Genomic DNA, 21,812 nt, shown 5'->3' with positions numbered 1-21,812 from the left:
TCATCGTTGGAGAACCCTTGCGGTTCGCATTATGCACCTTGCAACCAACAGTTTTGTTGGTGTCTATTCATAAAGGTAAAGCAATCAAAGGTGGAGATTGCCATGCAATGGAGGGACGCATGCTAAAAGAGTTTCAGGAATTCGTTTCCAAAGGCAACGTCATGGACCTGGCCGTCGGTGTCATCATCGGCGCGGCTTTTGGAAAGATCGTCGACTCGCTGGTCAATGACATCATCATGCCGATCATCGGCGCGATTTTCGGCGGCCTCGACTTCAACAACTATTTCGTCGGGCTGTCCTCGGCGGTAACCGCGACCACACTTGACGCCGCCAAGGAGCAAGGCGCGGTTCTGGCATATGGCAGTTTCCTGACCGTGGCACTGAACTTCGTCATCCTGGCATGGATTATCTTCCTCATGGTCAGGAGTGTGAACAAGATGCGCAAGCGTATGGAGAAGGAACAACCGGCTGCACCCGCCGCACCACCGCCAGCCGATGTCGCCCTGCTCACCGAGATCCGCGATTTGCTCAAAAGCAAATAGGGACCGCTGACATTTCCGGACCAAAGCCCCGGCCGGTTGAGGTCGGGGTTTTGTGTTTCCTGAAACGGAGAAAGAGCAGTAGTAGGTGAACGGCTTATCGCTTGGGACGAGTAATTTCATGAACCACATCAATAATCTGCGCGATGAGGCACTTGCTGCTCCCGAAAGTGGCATCGTCTCGGTGGTAAATCACGGTCGTAACCGGGAAGGGCTCATTCCGTTATGGGCGGGCGAGGGTGATTTGCCGACGCCCGGATTTATTTCCGATGCGGCCAGCAAGGCACTTTCTGCGGGCGAAACCTTCTATACATGGCAAAAGGGAATACCCGAACTGAGGCAGGCGCTCGCCCGCTACTATCAACGACATTTCAGCAAAACATTCGCTGAAGAAGAATTCATCGTCACCGGTTCGGGCATGCACTCCATTCAACTTGCCCTCGATGCCGTCGCGGGCAAGGGAGATGAGGTCATCTACCTGACCCCGGCTTGGCCCAATTTTGCCGCTGCCGCCGAAATTGGCGGGGCGCGCGCCATTCCCGTCAAACTCGACAATACCGACAATGGCTGGACATGCGACGTGGACCGCATTGCCGCCGCGATAACGCCAGCCACGCGCGCCATCTTTGTCAACACGCCGTCGAATCCGACAGGCTGGACGGCTGACACGCAAACATTGCAATCCATCCTCGATCTTGCCCGCCAAAAAGGGCTGTGGATCATTGCTGACGAGATTTACGCCCTGTTCCATTTCGCTGGCAACCGCGCACCGTCATTTCTGGACGTGGCGAGCGATGAGGATCGCATTCTTTACGTCAACAGTTTTTCAAAGAACTGGGCGATGACCGGTTGGCGGATCGGATGGATCAGGGTCCATCCATCCTTGCAACAGGTGTTTGAGAACCTGATCCAGTATTCGACCTCGGGCGTCGCGCAGTTCATGCAACGCGGTGGCGTTGCCGCGCTGGACGAGGGCGACGGTTTCATAGCTGAACAGGTGGAACGGGCTCACCGCGCCCGCGATCTCGTTTGCTCCATTCTGGCGGACACCGGGCGTGCCCGGTTTATCGTGCCGCAAGGCGCATTTTATCTGTTCTTTACAATTGATGGCATTGAGCGCTCGCGAACGGCTGTTTTCGATATTGTCGATCAGGCAAATGTCGGCTTGGCGCCGGGCACGGCTTTCGGTGAGGGATGGGACCCGTTCTTTCGTCTGTGTTTTCATCGCCGCCTCGATCAGGTCGAGGAAGCCGCACACAGGCTGGCCCGCTGGATCGCCAATTCGCGATAAAGCAACTCCAGGAAAAGTGGTTCCCGGTTTTCCGTCCGGAGTTGCGCAAAACAAGTAGTCCGGGCAATTCCAGAAAAAGTGGCCCCCGATTTTCCGTTCAAAGTCCCGGGAGCTCAAAAGTCAGGGGTAAACGCGTTCGAAAAAACGAGTGCCGTTCTTCATCCGCCAGATTTAGGTACCAGCAGCGGAATGATACGATCACTCTGGGCAACCGCCGGACGATTTTCTGTCCCGTAAGGAATGCCCAGCGCATCCCATGTCTCGACAAGCGCGCCCTGCAATTCCACAATCAACTGATCCGAATGGTAAGGGGTTGGCGTGATGCGAAGCCGCTCCGTGCCACGCGGCACGGTGGGATAGTTGATCGGTTGAATATAGATCCCGTGGACGCCGAGCAGGCGGTCGGTTGCCATCTTGCACAGTTCCGGATCGCCAACCAGAATCGGCACGATATGTGTCGCCGAATCCATCACCGGCAGACCGGCGCTTGAGAGGATATGCTTGGTTCGCGTGGCCTGTCGTTGTTGTGCGTCACGCTCGACCTGCGACACCTTGAGGTGACGGATCGATGTTACCGCCGCAGCCGCGATCGCTGGCGGCAGCGCCGTCGTGAAGATGAAACCTGGCGCATAGGAGCGCACGGCGTCGATCACGGCAGACGTGCCGGTGATGTAGCCACCCAAAGTGCCAAATGCCTTGGCAAGCGTGCCCTCGATGACGTCAATGCGTCCGGCGAGGCCCTCGCGTTCGGTAATGCCACCACCGCGCGGGCCATACATGCCCACCGCGTGAACCTCGTCGATATAGGTCATGGCGTTGTATTTTTCCGCAAGCTCGACAATAGCCTCAACAGGCGCAATGTCGCCGTCCATCGAATAGACGCTCTCGAACACGATCAGCTTGGCGCGCTCACGCCCGGCGGCCTGCAACAGGCTTTCGAGATGCGCCACATCATTGTGTCGAAATATCTTTTTCTCGGCTGACGAGCGCCGCACGCCCTCGATCATCGAGGCATGGTTCAACTCGTCGGAAAGGATCAGGCAATTGGGAAGCAGGCGCGCGATGGTGGAAATCGATGCTTCGTTCGACACGAAACCCGAGGTGAAGACCAGACCAGCTTCCTTGCCATGAAGATCGGCCAGTTCCAGCTCAAGATCAACGAGTGGGCTGCTGGTGCCGGAGATATTGCGGGTGCCACCTGCTCCCGAACCCATCTGGCCACCGGCATTCTGGAAGGCCCGGATCACGTCCGGGTTCTGCCCCATGCCGAGATAATCATTGGAACACCAGACGGTGATTTCCTGGGTTGCGCCATTGGTGCGCCACAACGCGCGCGGAAATTTGCCCGCGATTCGCTCAAGGTCGGCAAAGACGCGGTAACGTCGTTCTGCATGAAGCTGGTCGATCGCTTCTTCGAAGAACTTCTGATAGTTCATGTCGCATTCCCAATTTGCGGGCCGATAATAATCACGACCACGCCCTGCGTCCATCGACGCATGTTGGTCAAAATGCCACGCCCGACGAACATGAAACGACAGGGAACGGACACGTCATTAATAGAGGTTTGAGTGCTTCAGGTCCAGACCGCCTCCGAGAAGAGAAAACCGGGCACCATGCCTTCTTAAAGATTGGGCGTCATTGTATGGGTCTGGGCGCAAGCGCTCGCCAGCCCGAGACAATGAAGGTTGGGGCAATGACCAGCTTTGGACAATGAAATGACAGGTGAGGTCTAATGGCGGTTTTGGTAACAGGCGGTGCCGGATATATCGGCAGTCACATGGTTTGGGAATTGCTGGATGCCGGTGAAAGGGTAATCGTGGTCGATCGGCTTTCGACCGGCTTTGAATGGGCCGTAGCGCCGGAAGCCCGGTTGGTGCGCGCCGACATTGCCGACAAGGAGTTGATCGGCGCGCTGATTCGCGACAACGATATCGATGCCATCATCCATTTCGCCGGGTCGATTGTCGTGCCGGAATCGGTAGCAGATCCGCTTGCTTATTATGAGAACAACACTTGCAAGACGCGAACGCTGATCGAAACAGCCGTCCAATCGGGTGTGAAGAACTTTATCTTCTCTTCGACAGCCGCAGTGTATGGCGGCACGGGGCTGGAACCGGTGCGCGAAGATGCGCCGCTTGCTCCAGAATCTCCCTATGGTCTTTCCAAGCTGATGAGCGAATGGATGCTGCGCGACGCAGCCAACGCCCATGATCTTCGCTATACCGCCTTGCGTTATTTCAATGTCGCGGGAGCCGATCCGAAAGGCCGCACCGGTCAATCGACGCCGGGTGCGACTCATCTCATCAAGGTTGCCTGCGAAACCGCGCTTGGCAAGCGCGCCTCGATGCAGGTTTTCGGGTGCGATTATCCGACCCCGGACGGCACATGTATCCGCGATTATATCCATGTCAGCGATCTGGTAGCGGCGCATCGGCTCGCATTGCAGCGGTTGCGTTCCGGCGGTCAAAGCCTTGTCGCCAATTGCGGCTACAGTCATGGCTATTCGGTGCTACAGGTCATCGACAGCGTGCGCCGCGCAGTAGGGCATGATTTTGATGTGAAGCTGACAGAACGGCGTTTGGGCGATGCAACGGCAGTTGTTGCCAATTCAGATATTGCGAAAAGCGAATTCGGCTGGGTGCCCAAACATGACGATCTGGATGGAATAGTGGCTGACGCGCTTGAATGGGAACGCATTTTGAATATGAAGAATTCGACCCGCGGTAGGGCGTAGCCTCTATCTGGTGTCGGCTCAAAAGAGGCAGCAATGAAAATACTTGTTCTGGGCGCGGGCGTCGTTGGCACGGCTGCTGCCTATTATCTTAGCCAGGATGGTCACGAAGTGACGGTCATCGAACGCCATCCGAATGCCGCGATGGGTACCAGCTATTGCAACGCCGGATTGGTGTCGCCCGGAGACGCAATAGCATGGGCGTCACCCGCTGCGCTCAAGACATTTGTGCGGGGAATATTCAATCATGACCTGGGGATAAAAGTCCGCCCGGGGATCGACCCTTACTTTCTGGCGTGGAGTTTGCGTTTCCTGCGCCAATGTACCCAAAAAGACTTCGCGCCAATACGGATATCAAGCTGCGGCTGGCCCTGTATTCGCGCGACTGCATCAATGCCATCTCGCAGGACGCTGACATTGCTTATGACGAGCGCAAGAAAGGCATTCTCTATTTCTTCCGCTCGCAGCAGAACCTCGATTACAGCGTCGGCAATTACCAATATCTGGCCAGGCACGGCCTGCCTATCGAGGTCGTCGACCGCAACCGGCTGGTCGAGATCGAACACGGACTGACAGCGGCGAAAGACTTGATTGCCGGTGGCATCTATTCGCCAAACGACCAGACCGGAGATTCAAGACAGTTTGTCGGCAAGCTGGCAGCTTATGCGACGCAGCGGCTCGGTGTTCGGTTTCTCTTCAACACCAAGGTTGAAGGGCTCAATATCGAGGGTGACAGGGTAGCCTCGGTCATGACTTCTGCCGGTCCGATACATGGTGACGCCGTGGTGATCGCGATGGGGCCGGAAAGTGGTTTGCTTGGCCGTCGTTACGACATCGACCTTCCGGTCTATCCGGTCAAGGGTTACGCCGCGACGATCCAGCTTGAGGATGAGAACAAAGGCCCGACGATGGGCGGCGCGGATGAAGATCGCCTGGTCGGCTATTCGCGGCTCGGCAACCGCTTGCGGCTTTCATGTACCGCTGAATTTACCGGCTTTGATCGCACCCATCGCCCGCAGGATTTCGCTCCCATGTTCAAAACGGCGAACGAGCTTTTCCCCGGCGCTTTCGACCAGAAGAAGGCTGAACTTTGGGCCGGGTTGCGACCGATGATGCCGAACTCCGTGCCGGTTATCGGAAAGGCGCGCTACGCCAATCTCTATCTCGATACGGGCCACGGCCATGTCGGCTGGACGATGGCCTGCGGGTCGGGCAAATTCCTTGCCGATCTCGTGGCAGGCCGCAAGCCCGAGATTGATCCGCAAGGCTTGGTCTACGCGCATTAGCGCAATTCGAGGAAAAGCGTGCAGAGATTTTCCGCCAAATATTGTTTAGAAACAAATATTTGTAGCAGCTCAGTGGTCCCACCCAAAGCTGAACCGCCTCCCCCTCTGTCCTGCCAAGTCGGTCAAGGAGTGACATCTCCCCCTCAGGTGGGGAGATTGGCCAACCGTCATTGATAGTGCTTGTTGCGCAATATCGGTGCTGATACGCAGCGGACTCTAGGCGATCTTGGCGAGGAGCTTCATCAGCGTGCCAGCCTCGCGGGTGGTAAGCGGGGCAAGCGTGTCTTTGGTGATCTGTTGCGCCAGAGGAATAAGGCGCTCGACCACGGCAATTCCTTGCGCCGTCAATTGCACCATCAGGCGTCTCTTGTCGGCTTCGTGTTTTTCGACCTCGACAAGACCACGGGCTTTGAGCCTGTCGATAACCCCTTTCACGGTAGCCGAGTCCATTGCGATCAACACGCCGAGTTGGTTTTGCGAGGTCGAACCGACATCATGAAGCTTGGCCATCGCCGCAAATTGAGGCGGCGTCAGGTCGCTGATGTGAGTGGCGAAGATAGACAGATGGCGCTGGTTCGCCCTGCGCAGGATGAAGCCGACCTGCTCTTGCACCTCATAGGCTTCATCTGGTTCATCGGCATCGACGAGCTTCAGGAGATTGTCCTCCCCGGTCATCTCTGGCCATCCCCGACCTTGATGTCCCATGCCTCCAGCCCGCCCATGCGGCTGTGGATACGCGGGCCGCAACTCATGGCGATGCAAAACAGGATTTCGTCTGGCTTCGGGCCATCGGCAATACCAACCTCGAATGCATCGAAATGGCTGCGCACATAGGCGGCATTGATATGGCCAAGCGGCACATCCAGCCGGGAACCGAACGCGCCGACTTTTATTGCAGATGGCACAATGGCCTTGGCTTCGCCCAACCGCGCGCGCATGGCATAGCCCCCCGGTACATGCCACAGCGCTCCGTGCTCGATCTCGCCGGCTGTGCCGACAATCGCACCCTTGCCATAGCCGTCGATGACTTTGGCATCGCCGCCAAGTGCACCGACAAGCCGGTCGGTGAGCAATAGCCCGAGTGGCTTCAGATCATCCATGGCCGATTGCAGCTCTTCCACGTAACGGCCCGCAAATGGATTGCCAACGATTGCCAAAGCTGCTGCCCTGCGCCGGGGTTGTTGTGCCGCCGGGCCGCCCTCGTGAAAGATATCCTCACTCAGGATCGCAATCTTGCGGATGGGAAAATCAGGCATTTGCTGCTTCCTTGCATTGGCTTTGTATAAGCGACGGGCGCGTAAGCGTTCCACAAATATGTGTGGCACCGCAGAGAAACAAAGCGGCTGCCTTGATTAGGCCGCCCCGCCGAAATTCTTCGGCCATGTGAAGCCCATGTGAAAGCGCCGTCTCGATTTCGAGGTCCGTCAGGGGGCCGACATCGGTGGTGACCAATCGCGCGCCAAGATCGCTGTCTGGCGCAATCTCAGCCGCCGGTAAGCGCTTAATGGCGCGATTGCCGGGCAGGTCAACGGCGTTGGCAATCACCGTAGCAGCAGCATCGGCTTGGGCGCTCATTGGCGCCAATACCGTCACCGCATCGGCAATTCCCAGTGAAAAGGAACGCCCGCGCCAGCCGCTGGTGGCAATGCCGCCAATGCCGTCTTTGGCGGAAATACATATGCGGTCGCTCACGCCGTGGCCGGTGCCCGCGATTGCAAGCTTCATGATATGTCCATCTGCAAGGTGGATCGCGCTGTCGCCGCCATTATTGACATAGGCACGCTCAAGCGCGCGTCCATGAAGCAAAGCGGCAAGGATTTCATCGGCAACCGAACCGGCCACCGCAGCCATCGGCGTGATGAAGGACTGCGACAGGGGCACGACCGCGGCCTCCATGCGCCGTGCCGTTGCACCAGTGAATGCACGGCTGGCGGCCTTTGCGGGTCGCCGCAGTTCGGGCAATTCATCGACAAGCTCGGTGAGGATGGTTTGAAAGCGCGCACTGGCTTGCCGATATGCGGCGCGGACTTCGCCTGCCTCGCCGAATGCCTCAATGATTAGGTCAATCGGCCCGTGATTGAGATGAAGCCGCCGGCCATCTTGCAGCCAATGGGCTTGCGGCCCATTCATTGTTTCGTACCGCTATCAACGGCGCGCCTCAGCTGCGCCCGCGGTGGCCACGGATTGTCTGCCTGGGCTGGCGTTCCTCGCCGCGCATTGAGATATTCGCCACCCTGCGCGATGATATCTTCGACGCTGCGGATTTCCTTCTCATAGCCGCCAAGGCGGACATAAGCGTCACGCCGCATGGTGAATTCGATAGGTGCCACTAGTGCCGGTGTGGGGACATAACCGAAGGCGTTTTCCGGCACGCGCATCACATCGACCATCAGCGTGATGCCGCCACCGGGCCAGACATAGACGGGCGCGCCACCAACTGTCACATAGGTCTGCAAGTCCTGGACCGAACGGGTCAGATTGACCGGGTTTTCCGTGACGCCTGCGCGCAGCGAACCACCCGCGCCGCCAACAAACAACACGGTGCACAGCGCCGGTTCGCAATTGTCCTCGATCAGTTCGACAGATTTGCGAAGTCGTTGCGGAAACGGCTTCTCGACCGGGTTCAATTCGTCATCAAGTTCATAATAGGCAAACTGTTCGCCGGTGGTTGAGACCATCAGCATCGAAAGGCCGGGCTTCGCGCCCTTTTTGGCGTTCCAGTCACCAAGGATCGAAAGCGGGTCCGATATTGTCGTGCCACCCCAGCCAAGGCCGGGTTCCGAAACCTTGAAATAGCGGCCTGGCGTTGAGCGACGGCCAACGATCTTGATGCCGGTATCTTCCCAACCGAGAACTTTGCCAGCCTGATGTTCGGAAACGACGCCGGTGATGTGGTCGTCGACCACGACAACTTCATCGACCAGCCCGCGCCATTGCGTGGCGAACATGCCGATGGTGGCTGAACCGCATCCGACGCGCATGCGAACTTCGGCCTTGCCGTCGATCACCGGTGCCTTGCCAGCCTCGACAACGATGTTCGCACCGCCGTCGATTGCCAGTTCCACCGGCTTGCGGTTGCACAAATGAAGCATCGCGTCACAGGTCGCGCGCCCTTCCGCTTTTAAACCTCCGGTAAGGTGGTGGACGCCGCCCAATGACAGCATCTGGGAGCCATATTCCCCTGTCGTGACATGGCCGATGGCCTCGCCCCCGGCCCTGACCGTCGCGGTTTCCGGGCCGAGATGGCGGTCGGTGTCGATCTTCACCTTGACACCGCAATAGGAGAAAATGCCTTCGGTCACGACAGTGACGAGATCGACGCCTTCGACATCCTGACTGACGATAAAAGGTGCGGGTTTGTAGTCGGGATAGGTTGTGCCCGCACCAATGGCCGTGACGAAGCGCTGGCCATTATTGAGCAACTCACCATCCCAGGCCTCGCCCTCGGCCAGAAATGGCACGACAGGGTCGCCTGTTTCCAAAGCATGATCGAGAATGGTCAACGGGTCCATGCGCACGATATGCCCGCCGCTATTGCCATAGCGGTCGCAGGCACCGGTGCGGCCCTCGGCGATGTAGCACATCACCGGACAGGCATCGCAGCGTATCTTTTCCTCGACCTGTTTTTCGCCTCTATCATGGGTTTCGAAACGCTCGGAAAGCTCGCTCATTGGAGTGCCGCCTTCGCGTCTATTGCTTCAAGGATACGCGATGGCGTGGCGGGAACCTTCGTCACCAGAACGCCTGTCGCATGACGGATGGCATTGAGGATCGCCGGCGCGGTCGGGATCAAAACATGCTCACCCAATCCCTTGGCTCCGAACGGCCCTTCCGGGTCGGGCACTTCTATCAAGATGGTCTCGATGGGCGGCACATCGCCTATCGTCGGGATCAGGTAATCATGCAGGTTTTCAGTGCGGCCGGGTATATATTCCTCCATCAGCGCCATACCAATTCCCTGCGCAATCCCGCCTTCGATCTGGCCTTGCGCTAATAAAGGGTTGATCGCCTTGCCGACATCATGCGCGGCGGTAATCTTGACAAGCTTGACAGTGCCGAGTTTCAGATCGACCTCAAGCTCGGCAATTTGCGCGCCATAGCCATAGACGGCGTAAGGCTTGCCTTGTCCCTTGGCATCGAGAGGCGTCGTTGGCGGATCGTAGGTTTCTTGCGCAACGAAAACCAGGTCATCGGCGTCGCATGCAAGCGTTCCAAGATCGACACGCCTGACGGCATCGCCCTCACGAAGGATGAGAGCACCACCCTCGAATTCCAGGGCGGCATCGCTGGAAACATTGGCAAAACGCAGGAGCTTGTCACGCAAGGCGCGTCCCGCCATTTCTGCGGCTTTACCGGACACGTAAGTCTGGCGCGATGCCGAGGTTTTTCCCGCATCTGGTGAGATTGCGGTATCCGCACTTTTCAGCACGAATGCCGCCAGCGGCAGGCCGAGCGCGTCGGCGCAAATCTGGGCAATGACCGTATTGGAACCTTGCCCGATATCGACCGCACCCTGATGCAGGATTACGCGGCCTTCGGGTGAAATTCCAACCTTGATGGTGGACGGGTTTGGCAAGGATGTATTGCCGCAACCATACCAGCATGACGCTATGCCGACGCCGCGTTGCACGGTTTTGTTTGCCGCATTGAATGAGGCTGCATCGGCCAGTGCCCGTGTCCAGTGCGGTTGTAGTGCTTCAAGACATTGCGCGATGCCCACACCTGAGACCAGAATCTGGCCGGTGGTGGTTTTGGAGCCGTCGCGCAAACAGTTCATCAGGCGAAAATCCAGCCGGTCAACGCCAAGCTTCAATGCAAGCTCATCATAGAGCGTTTCCTGCATGAGCGTCGCTTGCGGAACGCCGAACCCGCGAAACGCGCCCGAAATTGGCCCGTTGGTGTGAATGGCGCGCCCCTCAGCCCGATAGTTTGGCGTCACATAGGGACCGCAAGCATGAACCGGCACGCGGTTGGCAACCGTCGGCCCCCAGCTTGAATAAGCCCCGGTGTTGAAGTCGCCTTCGAAAACCATGCCGCATATCTTGCCGCTTGCGTCCGTTCCGATATGGCCGCGCATCCGGGCAGGGTGGCGTTTGGTTGTCGAAATCATCGATTCATTGCGGGTATAGGCCAGTGTCGCAGGCCGCCCGGTCTTCAGCGCCACCAGCCCGACAAGCGGCTGCAAGGAGATGTCGAGCTTCGATCCGAAACCGCCTCCCGCAGCAGTCGGCACGATGCGCACTTTCTGCGGTGCAAGTCCGAGAATTTTGGCGGTGTCAGCGCGGTCCATATAGGGCGCTTGCGTGCAGGCCACGACGACGAGCGTATCGCCATCCATATAGGCATAGCCGGCTTCCGGTTCGATATAAGCATGCTCGACATAAGATGTTTCGATTGTCCCGGTCGCCGTGAAAGCTGCCCCGGCAAGACCGCTTTCAGGGTTTCCCTGTTCGACGAATCCTTTGACGAGCAGATTTGCCAGTCGTCCGTCATGAATGAGCGGTGCCCCTTCCTTGCGCGCCTCATCAACATGCAGGATATGCGCAAGCTCCTTCCACTCTATCGGAAAATCCTTGAGATCGAGATCCGCAATTGCCTCGCGCTCGCCCGCGATCAAGGCAACGGCCTCACCCCGAAAACGCGCGAAATCCTGTGCCAGCGCCGGCTGGTCGGCGAAAGGCGGGATCACGCCGAAGCAATTTTCGCCCGGAATGTCTGCGGCCGTGAAAATGTTGACGATACCGGAATGCGCGCCCGTCCATTCAGCGAGATTTCCAAAGCTGAAACCGGCATGATGATAGGGAGAACGAACAACCATGACGGACAGCGCATCGTGCGGGAAACTGTCGCCGCCGAACAGTTCCGCACCCGTCACTTTCGGCTCGCCATCCAGCCGGACCGGTGAAGCGCCGACGGCGTGCCCCTTTTCAGGAGCGCGCTTGTCGAGCGCCCCATCGTGCCGCGTTGCGCTCATCACCGCGTCAATGATCTTGCGATAGCCAGTGCAGCGGCAAAGCACGCCGCCCAATGCGTCGCGCACCTCCTGCTCGTTCGGCTGTGCCACCCGCTCCAGAAGTGCCGCCGCCGCGATCAGGAAGCCGGGCGTACAGATGCCGCACTGGGCCGCACCATGTTCGAGAAAGGACGCTTGCAATGCACTTAGCGCACCATTGGCGAGACCCTCGACGGTCGTTATTTCTGTGCCTTCAACAGAAGCGACCGCCATCAGACAGGCACAGACTGGATTGCCATCGACAAGCACGGTGCAGGCACCGCAATCCCCAGCATCGCAACCGACCTTGGTGCCGGTCAGGTGCAATTCGTCGCGCAGGACCGCGGAAAGGCGGTGCACTGGGGAAACCTCGACCGATACAGCGCCACCATTGACGTTGAAGGCGACGGTGCGGCGCGCGATGCTCATGTCACCGTCTCCTCGCGATTAGCCGCGGCAGCCATTACGGCACGCCCGATGATTTCACGGGCGGCTTTGAGCCGATAGCCAGCACTGGCACGCACATCGTCAATCGGTGCCAGTTCCTCGATCTTCGCTGACGCCACAGCGTCGGTCATCGACCTGTCGGCTTTGCATCCCTTGAGCGCCCTTTCGACGCCGGGCAGGCGCACTACGACCGCCGAACACGAACCGACCGATATGGCGGCTTCTTCAACAATCCCGTTTACGATGACGAGGCGTGCCGCCGCCATCGCTATGGAAATAACGAGATAGCGGCGGCTGCCAAGCTTGGTGAAAGCCGAGCGCCCCGCGGTTGACGATTTTGGAATATGAATGGCGCTCATCATCTCACCGGCCTGCAATGCAGTACGACGATTACCGAGGATGAACTCGCCGAGCGGTAACTGGCGTGTTGCTTTTGCCGACCTGATTTCCACTTCCGCGTCGAGGACAAGCAGGGCCGGAACACCGTCTGCGGCCGGTGAGGCGTTGCAAAGGTTGCCCGCGATGGTCGCGACATTCTGGATCTGTCTGGAACCCACTTCGCGCGCAGCTTCCTTCAGCGCATTGAAACTGTCCGGCAATTCATGATGTTCAATGTCTGCCCAGGTGGCACGGGCACCGATGATCCAATGGCTGTTCGTCTCGATGATGCTTCGCAAGGCACCAAGCCCGTTGAGATCGAGGACATTTTCCCTGAGAGGGGCCGCGCCGAGGGTTGGATAGAAATCCGTACCGCCAGCCAGAAGCCGCCATGAACCCTCGCCAAGCAAGGCCAGTGCCTCGTCGATCTGTGTGGGTTTGGCGTAGCGGGTCACGCGTTGATTTCCCAAAGACTTTTCTACCAGCCCGGCCAGCTTCGATGCCGGTCAAAGTCGTTCGTATGCAAATGATATCAAGAAGGCGATGTTTGTCAAAGCAGCGTTTGATAATCGGCATTTTCCACACATCGAATCGGCAGCGGCGCGGTTCATGGTTGACGCAGCCGCCCTTCTGGTCATGTTACGACGATCACCCGCTCCAGCGGTGCCGCAACAGCTTTGCGAGGGTTTTACATGGCCGAAGACGCGCTGATCGTCATTGATGTGCAAAATGATTTTTGCCCCGGTGGTGCGCTGGCGGTGGCTGACGGCGATGAAATCGTGCCACTGCTCAATGAGATGATCGCCAGTGCAAACCATGTCGTGATGACACAGGATTGGCATCCTGCTGGCCATTCAAGCTTTGCCTCCAGCCATCCGGGCAAAACACCCTTCGAGACGGTGAACATGGCCTATGGCGAACAGACGCTGTGGCCGGATCACTGCATTCAGGCAGGCCCGGGTGCGGATTTTCATTCAAAATTGGCTTGGACGAGCGCCGAACTGGTGATCCGCAAAGGCTTTAGACCGGAAATCGACAGCTATTCGGCCTTCTTTGAAAACGACCACACCACGCCGACGGGGCTTTCCGGTTATCTTCGCGAGCGCGGTATCCACACGATCACCTTGGCCGGGCTGGCGCTGGATTACTGCGTTGCATATTCTGCGCTTGATGCCGTCAAGCAAGACTTTTCGGTCACTGTGCGGCTTGACGCTTGTCGTGGTATTGATCTGAACGGATCAGTCGAGACGATGCTGGCTCGCATGCGCGATGCAGGCGTTGTCCTGGTGTGATTTTGTGTTGGTGAGCCCCTTCGTTTTACCGCTCTCATCTGATGTCGGTTTTTGCAATGAGGAATATTCGTGAGCGTTCGGAGAATTTTGGCGGCAACCGTCATCTTGCTTGGTTTTGCCGCATGTCCGGCGCTTGCCGCTGAGCAACACGGTCTGCCCGGGGCGCAAATGTCGTTGTGGTGGGGATTGCCGTTTGCCGGCCTGTTGCTTTCCATCGCCACCGGCCCGCTGCTTTTCAGCCACATCTGGGAAAACCACTACGGCAAGATCACCGCAATGTGGGCAGCCCTCGTCGTCGTGCCACTGGCTATTGGCTTTGGCATCCCCTCGATGTCCGAAGCCGTTCTGCATGCCGTTCTGCTGGAATATATGTCGTTCATAATCCTGCTTTTCGCACTGTTCACCATCTCCGGGGGTATCCTCGTTGCCGGTAATATTCATGGCACGCCTCTGGTGAATGCCGGTCTCCTGCTGATAGGGGCCATGCTTGCCTCGGTGATCGGAACGACAGGGGCGTCGATGGTCATGATCCGCCCGATGATCCGCGCCAATGACAACCGCCCGTTCAACGCGCATGTCATCGTCTTCTTTATTTTTCTCGTCTCGAACATCGGCGGCTCACTGACACCGCTGGGCGATCCGCCACTTTTCGTGGGCTTCCTGCGCGGTGTCGATTTCTTCTGGACAACGACCCATATATTTCCCGACACATTATTTGTCGGCGGGGTTGTTCTGGCAATCTTCATCGTGATTGACGTAATCCTTCATATCCGTGAGGAAGGCGCGCCCAAGATCAAGGACCCCACCCCCAGTCGAAGGTGCGTGTTCGCGGTCTGCCCAACATCCCGCTCTTGGCGGGCGTGATCAGCGCAATCCTGCTTTCCGCCTCGTGGAAGCCGGGTGTAGCCTTCACGGTTCAAGGAGTTTCTGTTGAACTTCAGAACCTCGTGCGTGATGGCATCATACTGTCGCTGGCCTTGATCTCACTCGCTGTTTCGAGAAAGGAATATCGGGAAGCCAATGGGTTCAACTGGCATCCAATCGCCGAAGTAGCCAAGCTTTTTGCCGGTATATTCATCTGCATCGTGCCCGTGGTGGCCATTCTCAAGGCGGGAACGGACGGCGCTTTGGAACCGCTGGTTTCTCTGGTCACGGGGTCATCGGGTGAGCCGAATAATCTCGCCTATTTCTGGCTGACGGGAGTTCTGTCGTCATTCCTTGACAACGCACCCACCTATCTCGTGTTCTTCGAGCTTGCCGGTGGCGACGCCCAGCATCTGATGACCGAGCTTGCTTCGACGCTGGCCGCCATCTCGGCAGGCGCGGTGTTCATGGGGGCCAACACCTATATCGGCAATGCGCCGAATTTCATGGTCTTCGCCATCGCCAAGAACCAGGGCGTCAAGATGCCGAGTTTCTTCGGTTACATGCTTTGGTCAGGCGCGGTGTTGATCCCGGTCTTCATCGTTTCAAGCCTGATCTTTTTCTGAAGCAATTCCAGGAAAAGTGTGCAGCGGTTTTCCGTCCGGAATTGCGGCGAGAGAAATAGCAGAAGCAATTCCAGGAAAAGTGCGCAGCGGTTTTCCGCCCGCTTGGCGCTCTATCCAACGCCGACATAGCGCCTGACGGCAGAGGGGTCGGCGCGCAATTGGTCGATTTCCAATGTTTCGCGGTTGCGCCCATTTTCTATGAAGCAGACGCGATCGGCAACGGAAAGCACAGCATCGACGCGCTGCTCGACCAATATGGTTGAAACGCCTCTTTCGCGCAGCGTTGACATCGTTTCGCGGATTTTCTGGATCATCGACGGCATCAGGCCCTCGGTCGGTTCATCAAGCAAAAGCACTTCTGGCTCAAGGCACAGCGCGCGCGCCATGGCCAGCATTTGCTGTTCGCCTCCCGAAAGTGTTCCCGATATTTGCTTGAGCCGTTCACGTAGCAGCGGAAACAGGTCAAGAACGTTATCCTTGGTTGCCCGGCCCTTTTTGCGCGTCATCAGGCCGATCTCGATATTCTCCGCCACGGTCATTTCGGCAAAAAGGCGGCGGCCTTGCGGCACATAGGCAACGCCGCATTTCGGCACTTCGTGGGCTGGCAGACCGGTCAATTCCGTGCCACCGAGTTTGATCGATCCCGAACGCGCACGAACCAGCCCCATGATTGCTTTCAGCGTGGTGGTTTTGCCTGCACCATTGCGCCCAAGCAGGCACAACACTTCGCCCTTGCGCAACACAAGATCCATATGGCGCAACACCTGCACTTCGTCGTAGAAGCAGTCCAGTCTGGAAATGGTCAACATTTCAGCCATCGGCTGTTCCCAGATAGGCGCGTTGCACATTGGTGTTGCCGCGGATGGCCTCAGCAGTTCCTTCGGCCAGGATTTTACCGGCTTCAAATACGGTTATGCGGTCGGCAAGCTCCATCACAACCGGCATGTTGTGCTCGATGATGAGAACCGTGGCATTGAGGGCGATCTCGCGCACAAGGCTGATGAAGTTCTCGATCTCGCCGTCCGCAAGCCCTTGTGTCGGCTCATCGAGAACAAGCAGGCGCGGCTTCAAGGCGAGGCCCATCGCCACTTCAAGCAGACGTTGATGACCATAGGCAAGCTGGCCGGCAGGCATGCGCGCGCGGTCAGCCAAGCCGGTGCGCTCCAGTGCTTCCATCACACCTTCGCGTACCGAGCCACTGGAGCGCCCATCGGTCAAAGTTCGCTGGATGGGCAGCGCGACATTGTCGTAGGCGCTCAGATTGGCAAATATGCTGGTGATCTGGAAAGTATAGGCGATCCCCAGACGCACGCGCTGGAAAGCTGGTAAATTGGTAATGTCGAATTCGTCGAACATGATCATGCCGGAGGTCGGTTGTATGCGGCCGCAGACAAGACTGACGAATGTGGTTTTCCCAGCGCCGTTCGGCCCGATCACCGCGCGGATTTCTCCGGGCATCAGGGAAAAATCGACGCGATCGACAGCGCGCAGGCCGCCAAAATCGCGAGACAGCGCCTTGGTTGTCAAAAGCGGCGTCATGGCAGCCACCTTATCCAGCGATGGCGCATCGTTCCAAGCACACCCTTGGGAAAGAACAGCACGAGAATGATGAGCGCAATGCCGACGACGAGCAGATAGGCAGAGGTATACCCGCTGGCGATGTCGATGACGTAATACATGAATATGGTGCCAAACAGCGGACCGAGCGTCGTCGCCGCGCCACCAAGCAGAACCCACAAAAGCGGCAGGATCGAATATTGCACGGACGCGAAATTCGCGCCGACATAACCGAACAACAGTGCATAGGCCGCCCCCGCCGAAGCGCAGATCGTGCCGGAGGCGACAACGGCTGCCAGCTTGGTGGCGAACGTGTCGTAACCCAGCATTGCCGTGCGCGCCTCGTTTTCGCGAATGGCAATCAGCACCCGTCCATGGCCGGATCGCACAATTGCCAGCGTGATTACAAGCACGACGGTAAGCAGCCCAAGTGCGACGAAATAGCGAGTGGTCGGATCGGTGAGGTCGTATGACACGCCGCCCACATGAACGGCGCGCACCTGTTGTTTCAGGACAAGGCCCTGATCGCCTCCTGTCCAGGACGAAAAATAGAGAATGGCGAGCGAGAGAACTTGCGCAAACATCATGGTGACGATCATGAAGGCGACACCGGTCGTTCGCAGCGCCAGAAGCCCGATGCCAAGCGACAGTGCGGCCCCGCAAACAAGTGCGGAGCCAAAGGCTGCCGGTACGCTCCAGCCGAAGTGGTAGACAGCCAGTCCCGCTCCATACATGCCGGCGGCAAAAAACATGGCGTGCCCGAGGCTGAGCAGACCGACATAGCCGAAAAGCAGATTGTAACCCATGGCGAACACGGCCAGTACCATGATCCGCGCCAGCAGGCCGTGGTGATAGGCGGGCAGTATGAAGTTCAACGCGAAGAGCAGGCCGATCACCGCGAGGTGGAGCACATAAACCTTTGCCGGTGAACCATCTTTCATCATTGTGCCGCTTTGCCAAACAGGCCCTGCGGACGAAACACCAGCACCATCGCCACCAGGAGCGTGGCGATCATCTTGGCCAGTGTCGGCGAGAAGAACACGGAGATAACGCCATCCGAAACGCCAATCAGCAAGGCAGCGAGAACCGTACCGCGTAAAGATCCCAAACCACCGATGATGACCACGATGAAAGAAAGCAGCAACGGGTCTTGTCCCATCAGGTAGTGAGCCTGGCTGATCGGCACGATCAACACGGCGGCGATGGCCGCCATCATCGCGCCAGCGGCAAAGACGCCAGCATAAACCTTGTCGACCGGAATGCCGAACGCCTGTGCCGTCTCGCGGTCGAATTGCGTGGCGCGCATGATCAGACCAGCCTTTGTCCGCGTCAATACCAGCCAGACGGCGACGAGCAGCAGGGCGGACGCCGCAATGATGGATAACTTGTAGCTGGAATAGCCGAACCAGGGTAGCGAGATGCGGCTGTTAAACGGCGCTACGACCGGGCGCGCCTCGGGGCCATAAAATGTCAGCGCCAATTGCTGGATGATATAGAGCATGCCGATAGTGGCAACGATGGTGGCTTCAGGATCGTAATTTATCCTGCGCAGCACCAGCCTTTCGGCAACCAGTGCAATGGCACCGACAATCAATGGCGACAGGACAAGTGCCGCAACAAAGCCGAGCGCCGGATGACCACCGATCGCCGACGTGATTGCCCATGCCAGGACAGCGCCCAGCATGAACAATTCGCCATGCGCGACATTGACGACGCGCATGACGCCGAACACCAGAGACAGGCCCAGCGCCGTCAGTGCAAGAACGGCCGACGTGACAAGACCTTCGAGAAAGGCCAGCAGGAGGTGAGGGCCGAATGCCATTCAGTAGATGCCCTTACCCGCTCCGGCTTTTAGCGATGCCATCGAACATGACGCGAGGCAAATAGTGGACGCTTTTCTCACAGTGCTTGCGTCGTGTAATCCCCTTCCGGTTCGTAAAGTCCCTCCTCGATGGAGGTCTTGTGTACGACATTCAACCGGCCTGCCTCGAACTTGGAAATGTTCTGGATGCCGAAGCATTGGTGAATCTTGCCGTTGAAGATTTTCTTGCCCTGTGGATGTTCCGGTCCTTCGGGAAATTCTGTTAGAGCCTCGGTCGCCTCGACCAGCTTGGCGCGATCTTCCGGCCCCTTGTAACCGGCGTTTTCCATCGCTTCCTTGATGACGTACAGCGTTTCCCAGCAACCGAACATGTGAGCGGCAGTGGAAACGTCTTTCGGGTCACCAACCGCAGCCCCTTGGTCGTCTATGCCGACAGCGGTGCGATAGGCTTTCTGGGCATCGGTGTCATCGGCTTGCGCGTAGCGTGGCGAGCCTTCCCAGAAATGGCTGCCTTCAAGGAATTCCAGGCCGGGACTGTTCATGTCCACTGCTTCAAGTGAATCGATGAAGCCGAACAGTTGCGGCCTGTCGGAACCGTAAAATTCACCCAGTTCCTTGACGAAGGTGAGGACAGCCGGTCCGACCATGACGTGATAGATGACGTCGGTATCGGCAGGGATTTGCGGGAAATATTTGGTGAAAGAGCTTTCTGTCGGCGGAATGGCGATCTTGGCAATGACTTCTGCCCCCGCAGCCTGCAACGCGGGCGGCAGGTAGTCGCGGTGATCGTAGCCAAAGGCGAAGTCGGGGAAGATCATGGTGACCTTCTTGCCGACATTGCCCGAAATCCAGGGTGCCATTGCCTGAATCTGGCTTTTCACATCGGTAATGCCCGGCTGGAAGACGTAACGGTTGAGCTTCGTTGAAGCAACATGATGTCCTTCGCTGACAACATAGTAGGGAATTTTTGCCTCGCCCGCCGCCGGTGCGGAACCGATGACGACATGTGAAAAAAGCGTGCCGTAAACGATATCGGTCTTGTGCTGGTTGGCGAATTTTCCGACAACCTCGGCGCCGCGGCCGGGATCGGTGCCATCATCTTCTATGACGATTTCGACCGGGCGGCCGTTAATGCCACCGGCATCGTTGATCATCTTGACGGCGGCGTTGGTGGTTTTCTCGTACCAGCGGCCATAGGCAGCACCAATGCCGGTTCGATGGCACTGGAAACCGATCTTGATGGGAGCAGCACTTTGCGCTTGCGAATAGCGCACAAAGCCGGGCGCGGTAATCAAACCGGCGCCAGCCAATCCTTTCAACGCCGTGCGACGGGTAATACCTGTCTTGGAAAGGTCGAAAAATCCTTGCCGGTCAGTCATGGTCGGTCCCCTGTTCCTGAGATTTGAACGTCAAATAGAGCGCAGCGCGGTATCCATCGCAAGAGGGCGAATATTGCATGGATGAAAGCTAAACCACCAAAGCATGAGCATGGCAAGTCGCCTTGCTACCCCAAGGTTACCTTCAGGCGCTCGACCCTATCCTGCTGTCGGGGTTGATAAAAGCCAGAGACCGAAAACGGTATAACCGATCATCAACAGGGTCAGCGGAAACTGGCTGAGCGTTGCGCGCGACGAAACCGAGTGCAGGCGAAAGGCGAGGCCGTGGGCCACGATCACCGCCAGCACATGACCGGCAATGATCGCACCAGCCTGTATATTCCACAGCATCCATGCCGAATCCGCACCGGTGATGATGCCTGCCTCGATCTGGATGCCTGCCGTGCCGAAAATATTCCAGCCAAGCGCGAAGGGATCGGAAAATGCCGCAACGGCATATTGGCTGTTGACCAGAAACACCGTCAGGTAGTGCGCAATATGATAAGCTAAAGCGATTGGCACGATCGACCAGATGAGCAGCCCGCTCGCTTTTGCAAGCGCCAGCCCGCTCCTTGCCATCAACTGGCCCAGGAAAACGGCAAACAGGAATATCGCCGCAAGCAACAGGAAGAGCGCAATCAGGCCGGTGGAACTGATTTCCATCATGGCCGTGCGGCCCGGATATTCCAACGGATTGATGCCGTTGTGACCCAGCCAGAAAAACGTCTTGGAAAAGCCGTCGAACGATACTGAGGAAAGCACCAGAAGGATGAAGGCGACGCCGCTCGCATCGCGTGGTTTGCCATCAAGCAGCTTCGCCCCCGGCCAGCACAAGGCGATGCGCTTTTCCGTGTCTCGCTCGATGATGGAAAACCGTGCGATCATGGCAAAGAACAAGCTGAGAAATTCGCCGCGGCGGTTCCATTCCTGATATCCAAAGATAAGCATGGCGATGAGGCTGGCGAACCAGTAACACCCGGCAACGACCGCCAGCCGCGCCGGATCGTCCGGGGCGGGATAGACAAGTTCGAACCATGCAAATCCAAGAAACAGGATGACGGCTGGCCAGCTTCCGAGCCAATCGGGATAGCGTGGTTGAAAATGGCGGCGGATGAGCGGTGAGAGAAGTCGGCATATCCCGTACCACGGGTTGAGCCATGCCCAGATATTACCGACGATGCCTTGCACCACCGCAAGCCCGACCCAAAGCACCGTCCAGATTGTCAGTGGCAGCGGATTGGATAAAGGATCACGGCTTCCAAATAGCCCGGCGGCCAATAAAATTGCAAAGACGGCAAAAGACAGAAGGCTGACCGCGACGCGGGCTTTGTCTCCAATGTGAAACAATGGCTGTCGCCCGCGCCAGAAACGATCCAGCCTGTCGGCTGGCAAAAGTGCCAGTACGAGAAATGAGGCGCCGACCGCAAATGCGCCTCCGGCAACGTAATAGCCGGTCGGTAAAAGCAGGACATGCCCGCGATCCGAGGCATGGGCAAAGGCCGTGTCGGGGTGCAGCAGCGCCGTCCATGCCCAGACGCTCAAGGATAAGGTCCGGATTGTTGCGGCGTCTTTGCCAAATAACTTGGAAGACGGGAAAAATGTCATCGCCGC

Annotated in this window: 17 protein-coding genes and 2 pseudogenes; 6 read left to right on the top strand and 13 right to left on the bottom strand. The window is 57.8% G+C overall.

The genetic code is table 11. The features are described 5' to 3' along the window. Positions 1–119: 119 nt before the first annotated feature. Positions 120–542, top strand: a complete 423-nt coding sequence (mscL, locus tag AC0L7S_RS04750) for a large conductance mechanosensitive channel protein MscL (protein ID WP_473473309.1) — start codon at positions 120–122, stop codon at positions 540–542. 118 nt (positions 543–660) lie between these two features. Further along, the gene (locus tag AC0L7S_RS04745) at positions 661–1,830 is read left to right on the top strand and encodes a pyridoxal phosphate-dependent aminotransferase (RefSeq protein WP_473473308.1); all 1,170 of its coding nucleotides are present in this window, start codon (positions 661–663) and stop codon (positions 1,828–1,830) included. Positions 1,831–1,988: 158 nt separating this feature from the next. Here the strand turns inward: AC0L7S_RS04745 and hemA are convergent, their stop codons facing one another. Next, positions 1,989–3,266 carry a 5-aminolevulinate synthase gene (gene hemA, locus AC0L7S_RS04740; RefSeq protein WP_473473307.1) on the bottom strand — a complete coding sequence of 426 codons (1,278 nt, stop codon included), beginning with the start codon at positions 3,264–3,266 and terminating at the stop codon, positions 1,989–1,991. A 296-nt stretch (positions 3,267–3,562) separates the two neighbouring features. On the opposite strand from hemA, the gene galE reads away from it, so the two are divergent. Next, positions 3,563–4,564, top strand: coding sequence for a UDP-glucose 4-epimerase GalE (galE, locus tag AC0L7S_RS04735; RefSeq protein ID WP_473473306.1), 1,002 nt, complete (start codon positions 3,563–3,565; stop codon positions 4,562–4,564). A 33-nt stretch (positions 4,565–4,597) separates the two neighbouring features. Continuing rightward, positions 4,598–5,847: pseudogene (locus AC0L7S_RS04730) on the top strand (D-amino acid dehydrogenase). 216 nt (positions 5,848–6,063) lie between these two features. Here AC0L7S_RS04730 and AC0L7S_RS04725 read toward each other — a convergent pair. From AC0L7S_RS04725 to AC0L7S_RS04700, 6 genes are read right to left on the bottom strand one after another with little or no spacing between them, the layout of a single operon-like run. Continuing rightward, positions 6,064–6,522, bottom strand: coding sequence for a MarR family winged helix-turn-helix transcriptional regulator (locus AC0L7S_RS04725; protein WP_473473305.1), 459 nt, complete (start codon positions 6,520–6,522; stop codon positions 6,064–6,066). Continuing rightward, complete coding sequence (locus AC0L7S_RS04720) at positions 6,519–7,103, bottom strand: amino acid synthesis family protein (protein ID WP_473473304.1); 585 nt, start codon at positions 7,101–7,103, stop codon at positions 6,519–6,521. Before AC0L7S_RS04720 ends, AC0L7S_RS04725 begins: the two co-directional genes overlap by 4 nt. After that, positions 7,096–7,977 carry a UPF0280 family protein gene (locus tag AC0L7S_RS04715; protein ID WP_473473303.1) on the bottom strand — a complete coding sequence of 294 codons (882 nt, stop codon included), beginning with the start codon at positions 7,975–7,977 and terminating at the stop codon, positions 7,096–7,098. Before AC0L7S_RS04715 ends, AC0L7S_RS04720 begins: the two co-directional genes overlap by 8 nt. Further along, positions 7,974–9,518: a 6-hydroxynicotinate reductase gene (locus AC0L7S_RS04710; protein WP_473473302.1), complete on the bottom strand. Its 1,545-nt coding sequence runs from the start codon at positions 9,516–9,518 to the stop codon at positions 7,974–7,976. The genes AC0L7S_RS04715 and AC0L7S_RS04710 overlap by 4 nt, the downstream gene beginning before the upstream one ends. Next, the gene (locus AC0L7S_RS04705; protein WP_473473301.1) at positions 9,515–12,268 is read right to left on the bottom strand and encodes a molybdopterin-dependent oxidoreductase; all 2,754 of its coding nucleotides are present in this window, start codon (positions 12,266–12,268) and stop codon (positions 9,515–9,517) included. The genes AC0L7S_RS04710 and AC0L7S_RS04705 overlap by 4 nt, the downstream gene beginning before the upstream one ends. After that, positions 12,265–13,119, bottom strand: a complete 855-nt coding sequence (locus tag AC0L7S_RS04700; RefSeq protein WP_473473300.1) for an FAD binding domain-containing protein — start codon at positions 13,117–13,119, stop codon at positions 12,265–12,267. Before AC0L7S_RS04700 ends, AC0L7S_RS04705 begins: the two co-directional genes overlap by 4 nt. A gap of 237 nt (positions 13,120–13,356) precedes the next feature. On the opposite strand from AC0L7S_RS04700, the gene pncA reads away from it, so the two are divergent. Both pncA and AC0L7S_RS04690 read left to right on the top strand, forming a co-directional pair. Then, the gene (gene pncA, locus AC0L7S_RS04695; protein ID WP_473473299.1) at positions 13,357–13,956 is read left to right on the top strand and encodes a bifunctional nicotinamidase/pyrazinamidase; all 600 of its coding nucleotides are present in this window, start codon (positions 13,357–13,359) and stop codon (positions 13,954–13,956) included. 84 nt (positions 13,957–14,040) lie between these two features. Further along, a pseudogene (locus AC0L7S_RS04690) lies at positions 14,041–15,446 on the top strand (sodium:proton antiporter). Between the two features lie 110 nt (positions 15,447–15,556). On the opposite strand, the gene AC0L7S_RS04685 reads toward AC0L7S_RS04690, so the two are convergent. The 6 genes from AC0L7S_RS04685 to AC0L7S_RS04660 all read right to left on the bottom strand — a co-directional run bounded on the left by AC0L7S_RS04685 (position 15,557) and on the right by AC0L7S_RS04660 (position 21,806). Then, on the bottom strand, positions 15,557–16,264 hold the full coding sequence (locus AC0L7S_RS04685) for an ABC transporter ATP-binding protein (protein ID WP_473473298.1): 708 nt from the start codon (positions 16,262–16,264) through the stop codon (positions 15,557–15,559). Next, complete coding sequence (locus AC0L7S_RS04680; RefSeq protein WP_473473297.1) at positions 16,257–16,985, bottom strand: ABC transporter ATP-binding protein; 729 nt, start codon at positions 16,983–16,985, stop codon at positions 16,257–16,259. Before AC0L7S_RS04680 ends, AC0L7S_RS04685 begins: the two co-directional genes overlap by 8 nt. Next, positions 16,982–17,944 carry a branched-chain amino acid ABC transporter permease gene (locus AC0L7S_RS04675; protein WP_473474180.1) on the bottom strand — a complete coding sequence of 321 codons (963 nt, stop codon included), beginning with the start codon at positions 17,942–17,944 and terminating at the stop codon, positions 16,982–16,984. The genes AC0L7S_RS04680 and AC0L7S_RS04675 overlap by 4 nt, the downstream gene beginning before the upstream one ends. Further along, the gene (locus AC0L7S_RS04670; RefSeq protein ID WP_473473296.1) at positions 17,944–18,825 is read right to left on the bottom strand and encodes a branched-chain amino acid ABC transporter permease; all 882 of its coding nucleotides are present in this window, start codon (positions 18,823–18,825) and stop codon (positions 17,944–17,946) included. The genes AC0L7S_RS04675 and AC0L7S_RS04670 overlap by 1 nt, the downstream gene beginning before the upstream one ends. A 77-nt stretch (positions 18,826–18,902) precedes the next feature. Further along, positions 18,903–20,204 carry an ABC transporter substrate-binding protein gene (locus AC0L7S_RS04665; RefSeq protein WP_473473295.1) on the bottom strand — a complete coding sequence of 434 codons (1,302 nt, stop codon included), beginning with the start codon at positions 20,202–20,204 and terminating at the stop codon, positions 18,903–18,905. A 156-nt stretch (positions 20,205–20,360) separates the two neighbouring features. Then, a complete protein-coding gene (locus AC0L7S_RS04660) occupies positions 20,361–21,806 on the bottom strand; it encodes a hypothetical protein (RefSeq protein WP_473473294.1) in 1,446 nt (481 codons plus the stop codon). Positions 21,807–21,812 lie beyond the last annotated feature (6 nt).

The sequence above is a fragment of the Mesorhizobium sp. G2-6-1 genome, assembly GCF_055809095.1.
Note: the sequence above shows the minus strand (reverse complement) of the source record. Positions and strands in the feature narration are given on the sequence as shown.

Coding starts and splice junctions, on each gene's coding strand:
- AC0L7S_RS04710 (WP_473473302.1), bottom strand. CDS start 9,518: ATGAGCGAGCTTTCCGAGCGTTTCGAAACCCATGATAGAGGCGAAAAA.
- AC0L7S_RS04660 (WP_473473294.1), bottom strand. CDS start 21,806: ATGACATTTTTCCCGTCTTCCAAGTTATTTGGCAAAGACGCCGCAACA.
- AC0L7S_RS04665 (WP_473473295.1), bottom strand. CDS start 20,204: ATGACTGACCGGCAAGGATTTTTCGACCTTTCCAAGACAGGTATTACC.
- AC0L7S_RS04745 (WP_473473308.1), top strand. CDS start 661: ATGAACCACATCAATAATCTGCGCGATGAGGCACTTGCTGCTCCCGAA.
- AC0L7S_RS04720 (WP_473473304.1), bottom strand. CDS start 7,103: ATGCCTGATTTTCCCATCCGCAAGATTGCGATCCTGAGTGAGGATATC.
- mscL (WP_473473309.1), top strand. CDS start 120: ATGCTAAAAGAGTTTCAGGAATTCGTTTCCAAAGGCAACGTCATGGAC.
- hemA (WP_473473307.1), bottom strand. CDS start 3,266: ATGAACTATCAGAAGTTCTTCGAAGAAGCGATCGACCAGCTTCATGCA.
- AC0L7S_RS04685 (WP_473473298.1), bottom strand. CDS start 16,264: ATGGCTGAAATGTTGACCATTTCCAGACTGGACTGCTTCTACGACGAA.
- AC0L7S_RS04705 (WP_473473301.1), bottom strand. CDS start 12,268: ATGAGCATCGCGCGCCGCACCGTCGCCTTCAACGTCAATGGTGGCGCT.
- AC0L7S_RS04715 (WP_473473303.1), bottom strand. CDS start 7,977: ATGAATGGGCCGCAAGCCCATTGGCTGCAAGATGGCCGGCGGCTTCAT.
- AC0L7S_RS04670 (WP_473473296.1), bottom strand. CDS start 18,825: ATGGCATTCGGCCCTCACCTCCTGCTGGCCTTTCTCGAAGGTCTTGTC.
- AC0L7S_RS04680 (WP_473473297.1), bottom strand. CDS start 16,985: ATGACGCCGCTTTTGACAACCAAGGCGCTGTCTCGCGATTTTGGCGGC.
- pncA (WP_473473299.1), top strand. CDS start 13,357: ATGGCCGAAGACGCGCTGATCGTCATTGATGTGCAAAATGATTTTTGC.
- galE (WP_473473306.1), top strand. CDS start 3,563: ATGGCGGTTTTGGTAACAGGCGGTGCCGGATATATCGGCAGTCACATG.
- AC0L7S_RS04725 (WP_473473305.1), bottom strand. CDS start 6,522: ATGACCGGGGAGGACAATCTCCTGAAGCTCGTCGATGCCGATGAACCA.
- AC0L7S_RS04675 (WP_473474180.1), bottom strand. CDS start 17,944: ATGAAAGATGGTTCACCGGCAAAGGTTTATGTGCTCCACCTCGCGGTG.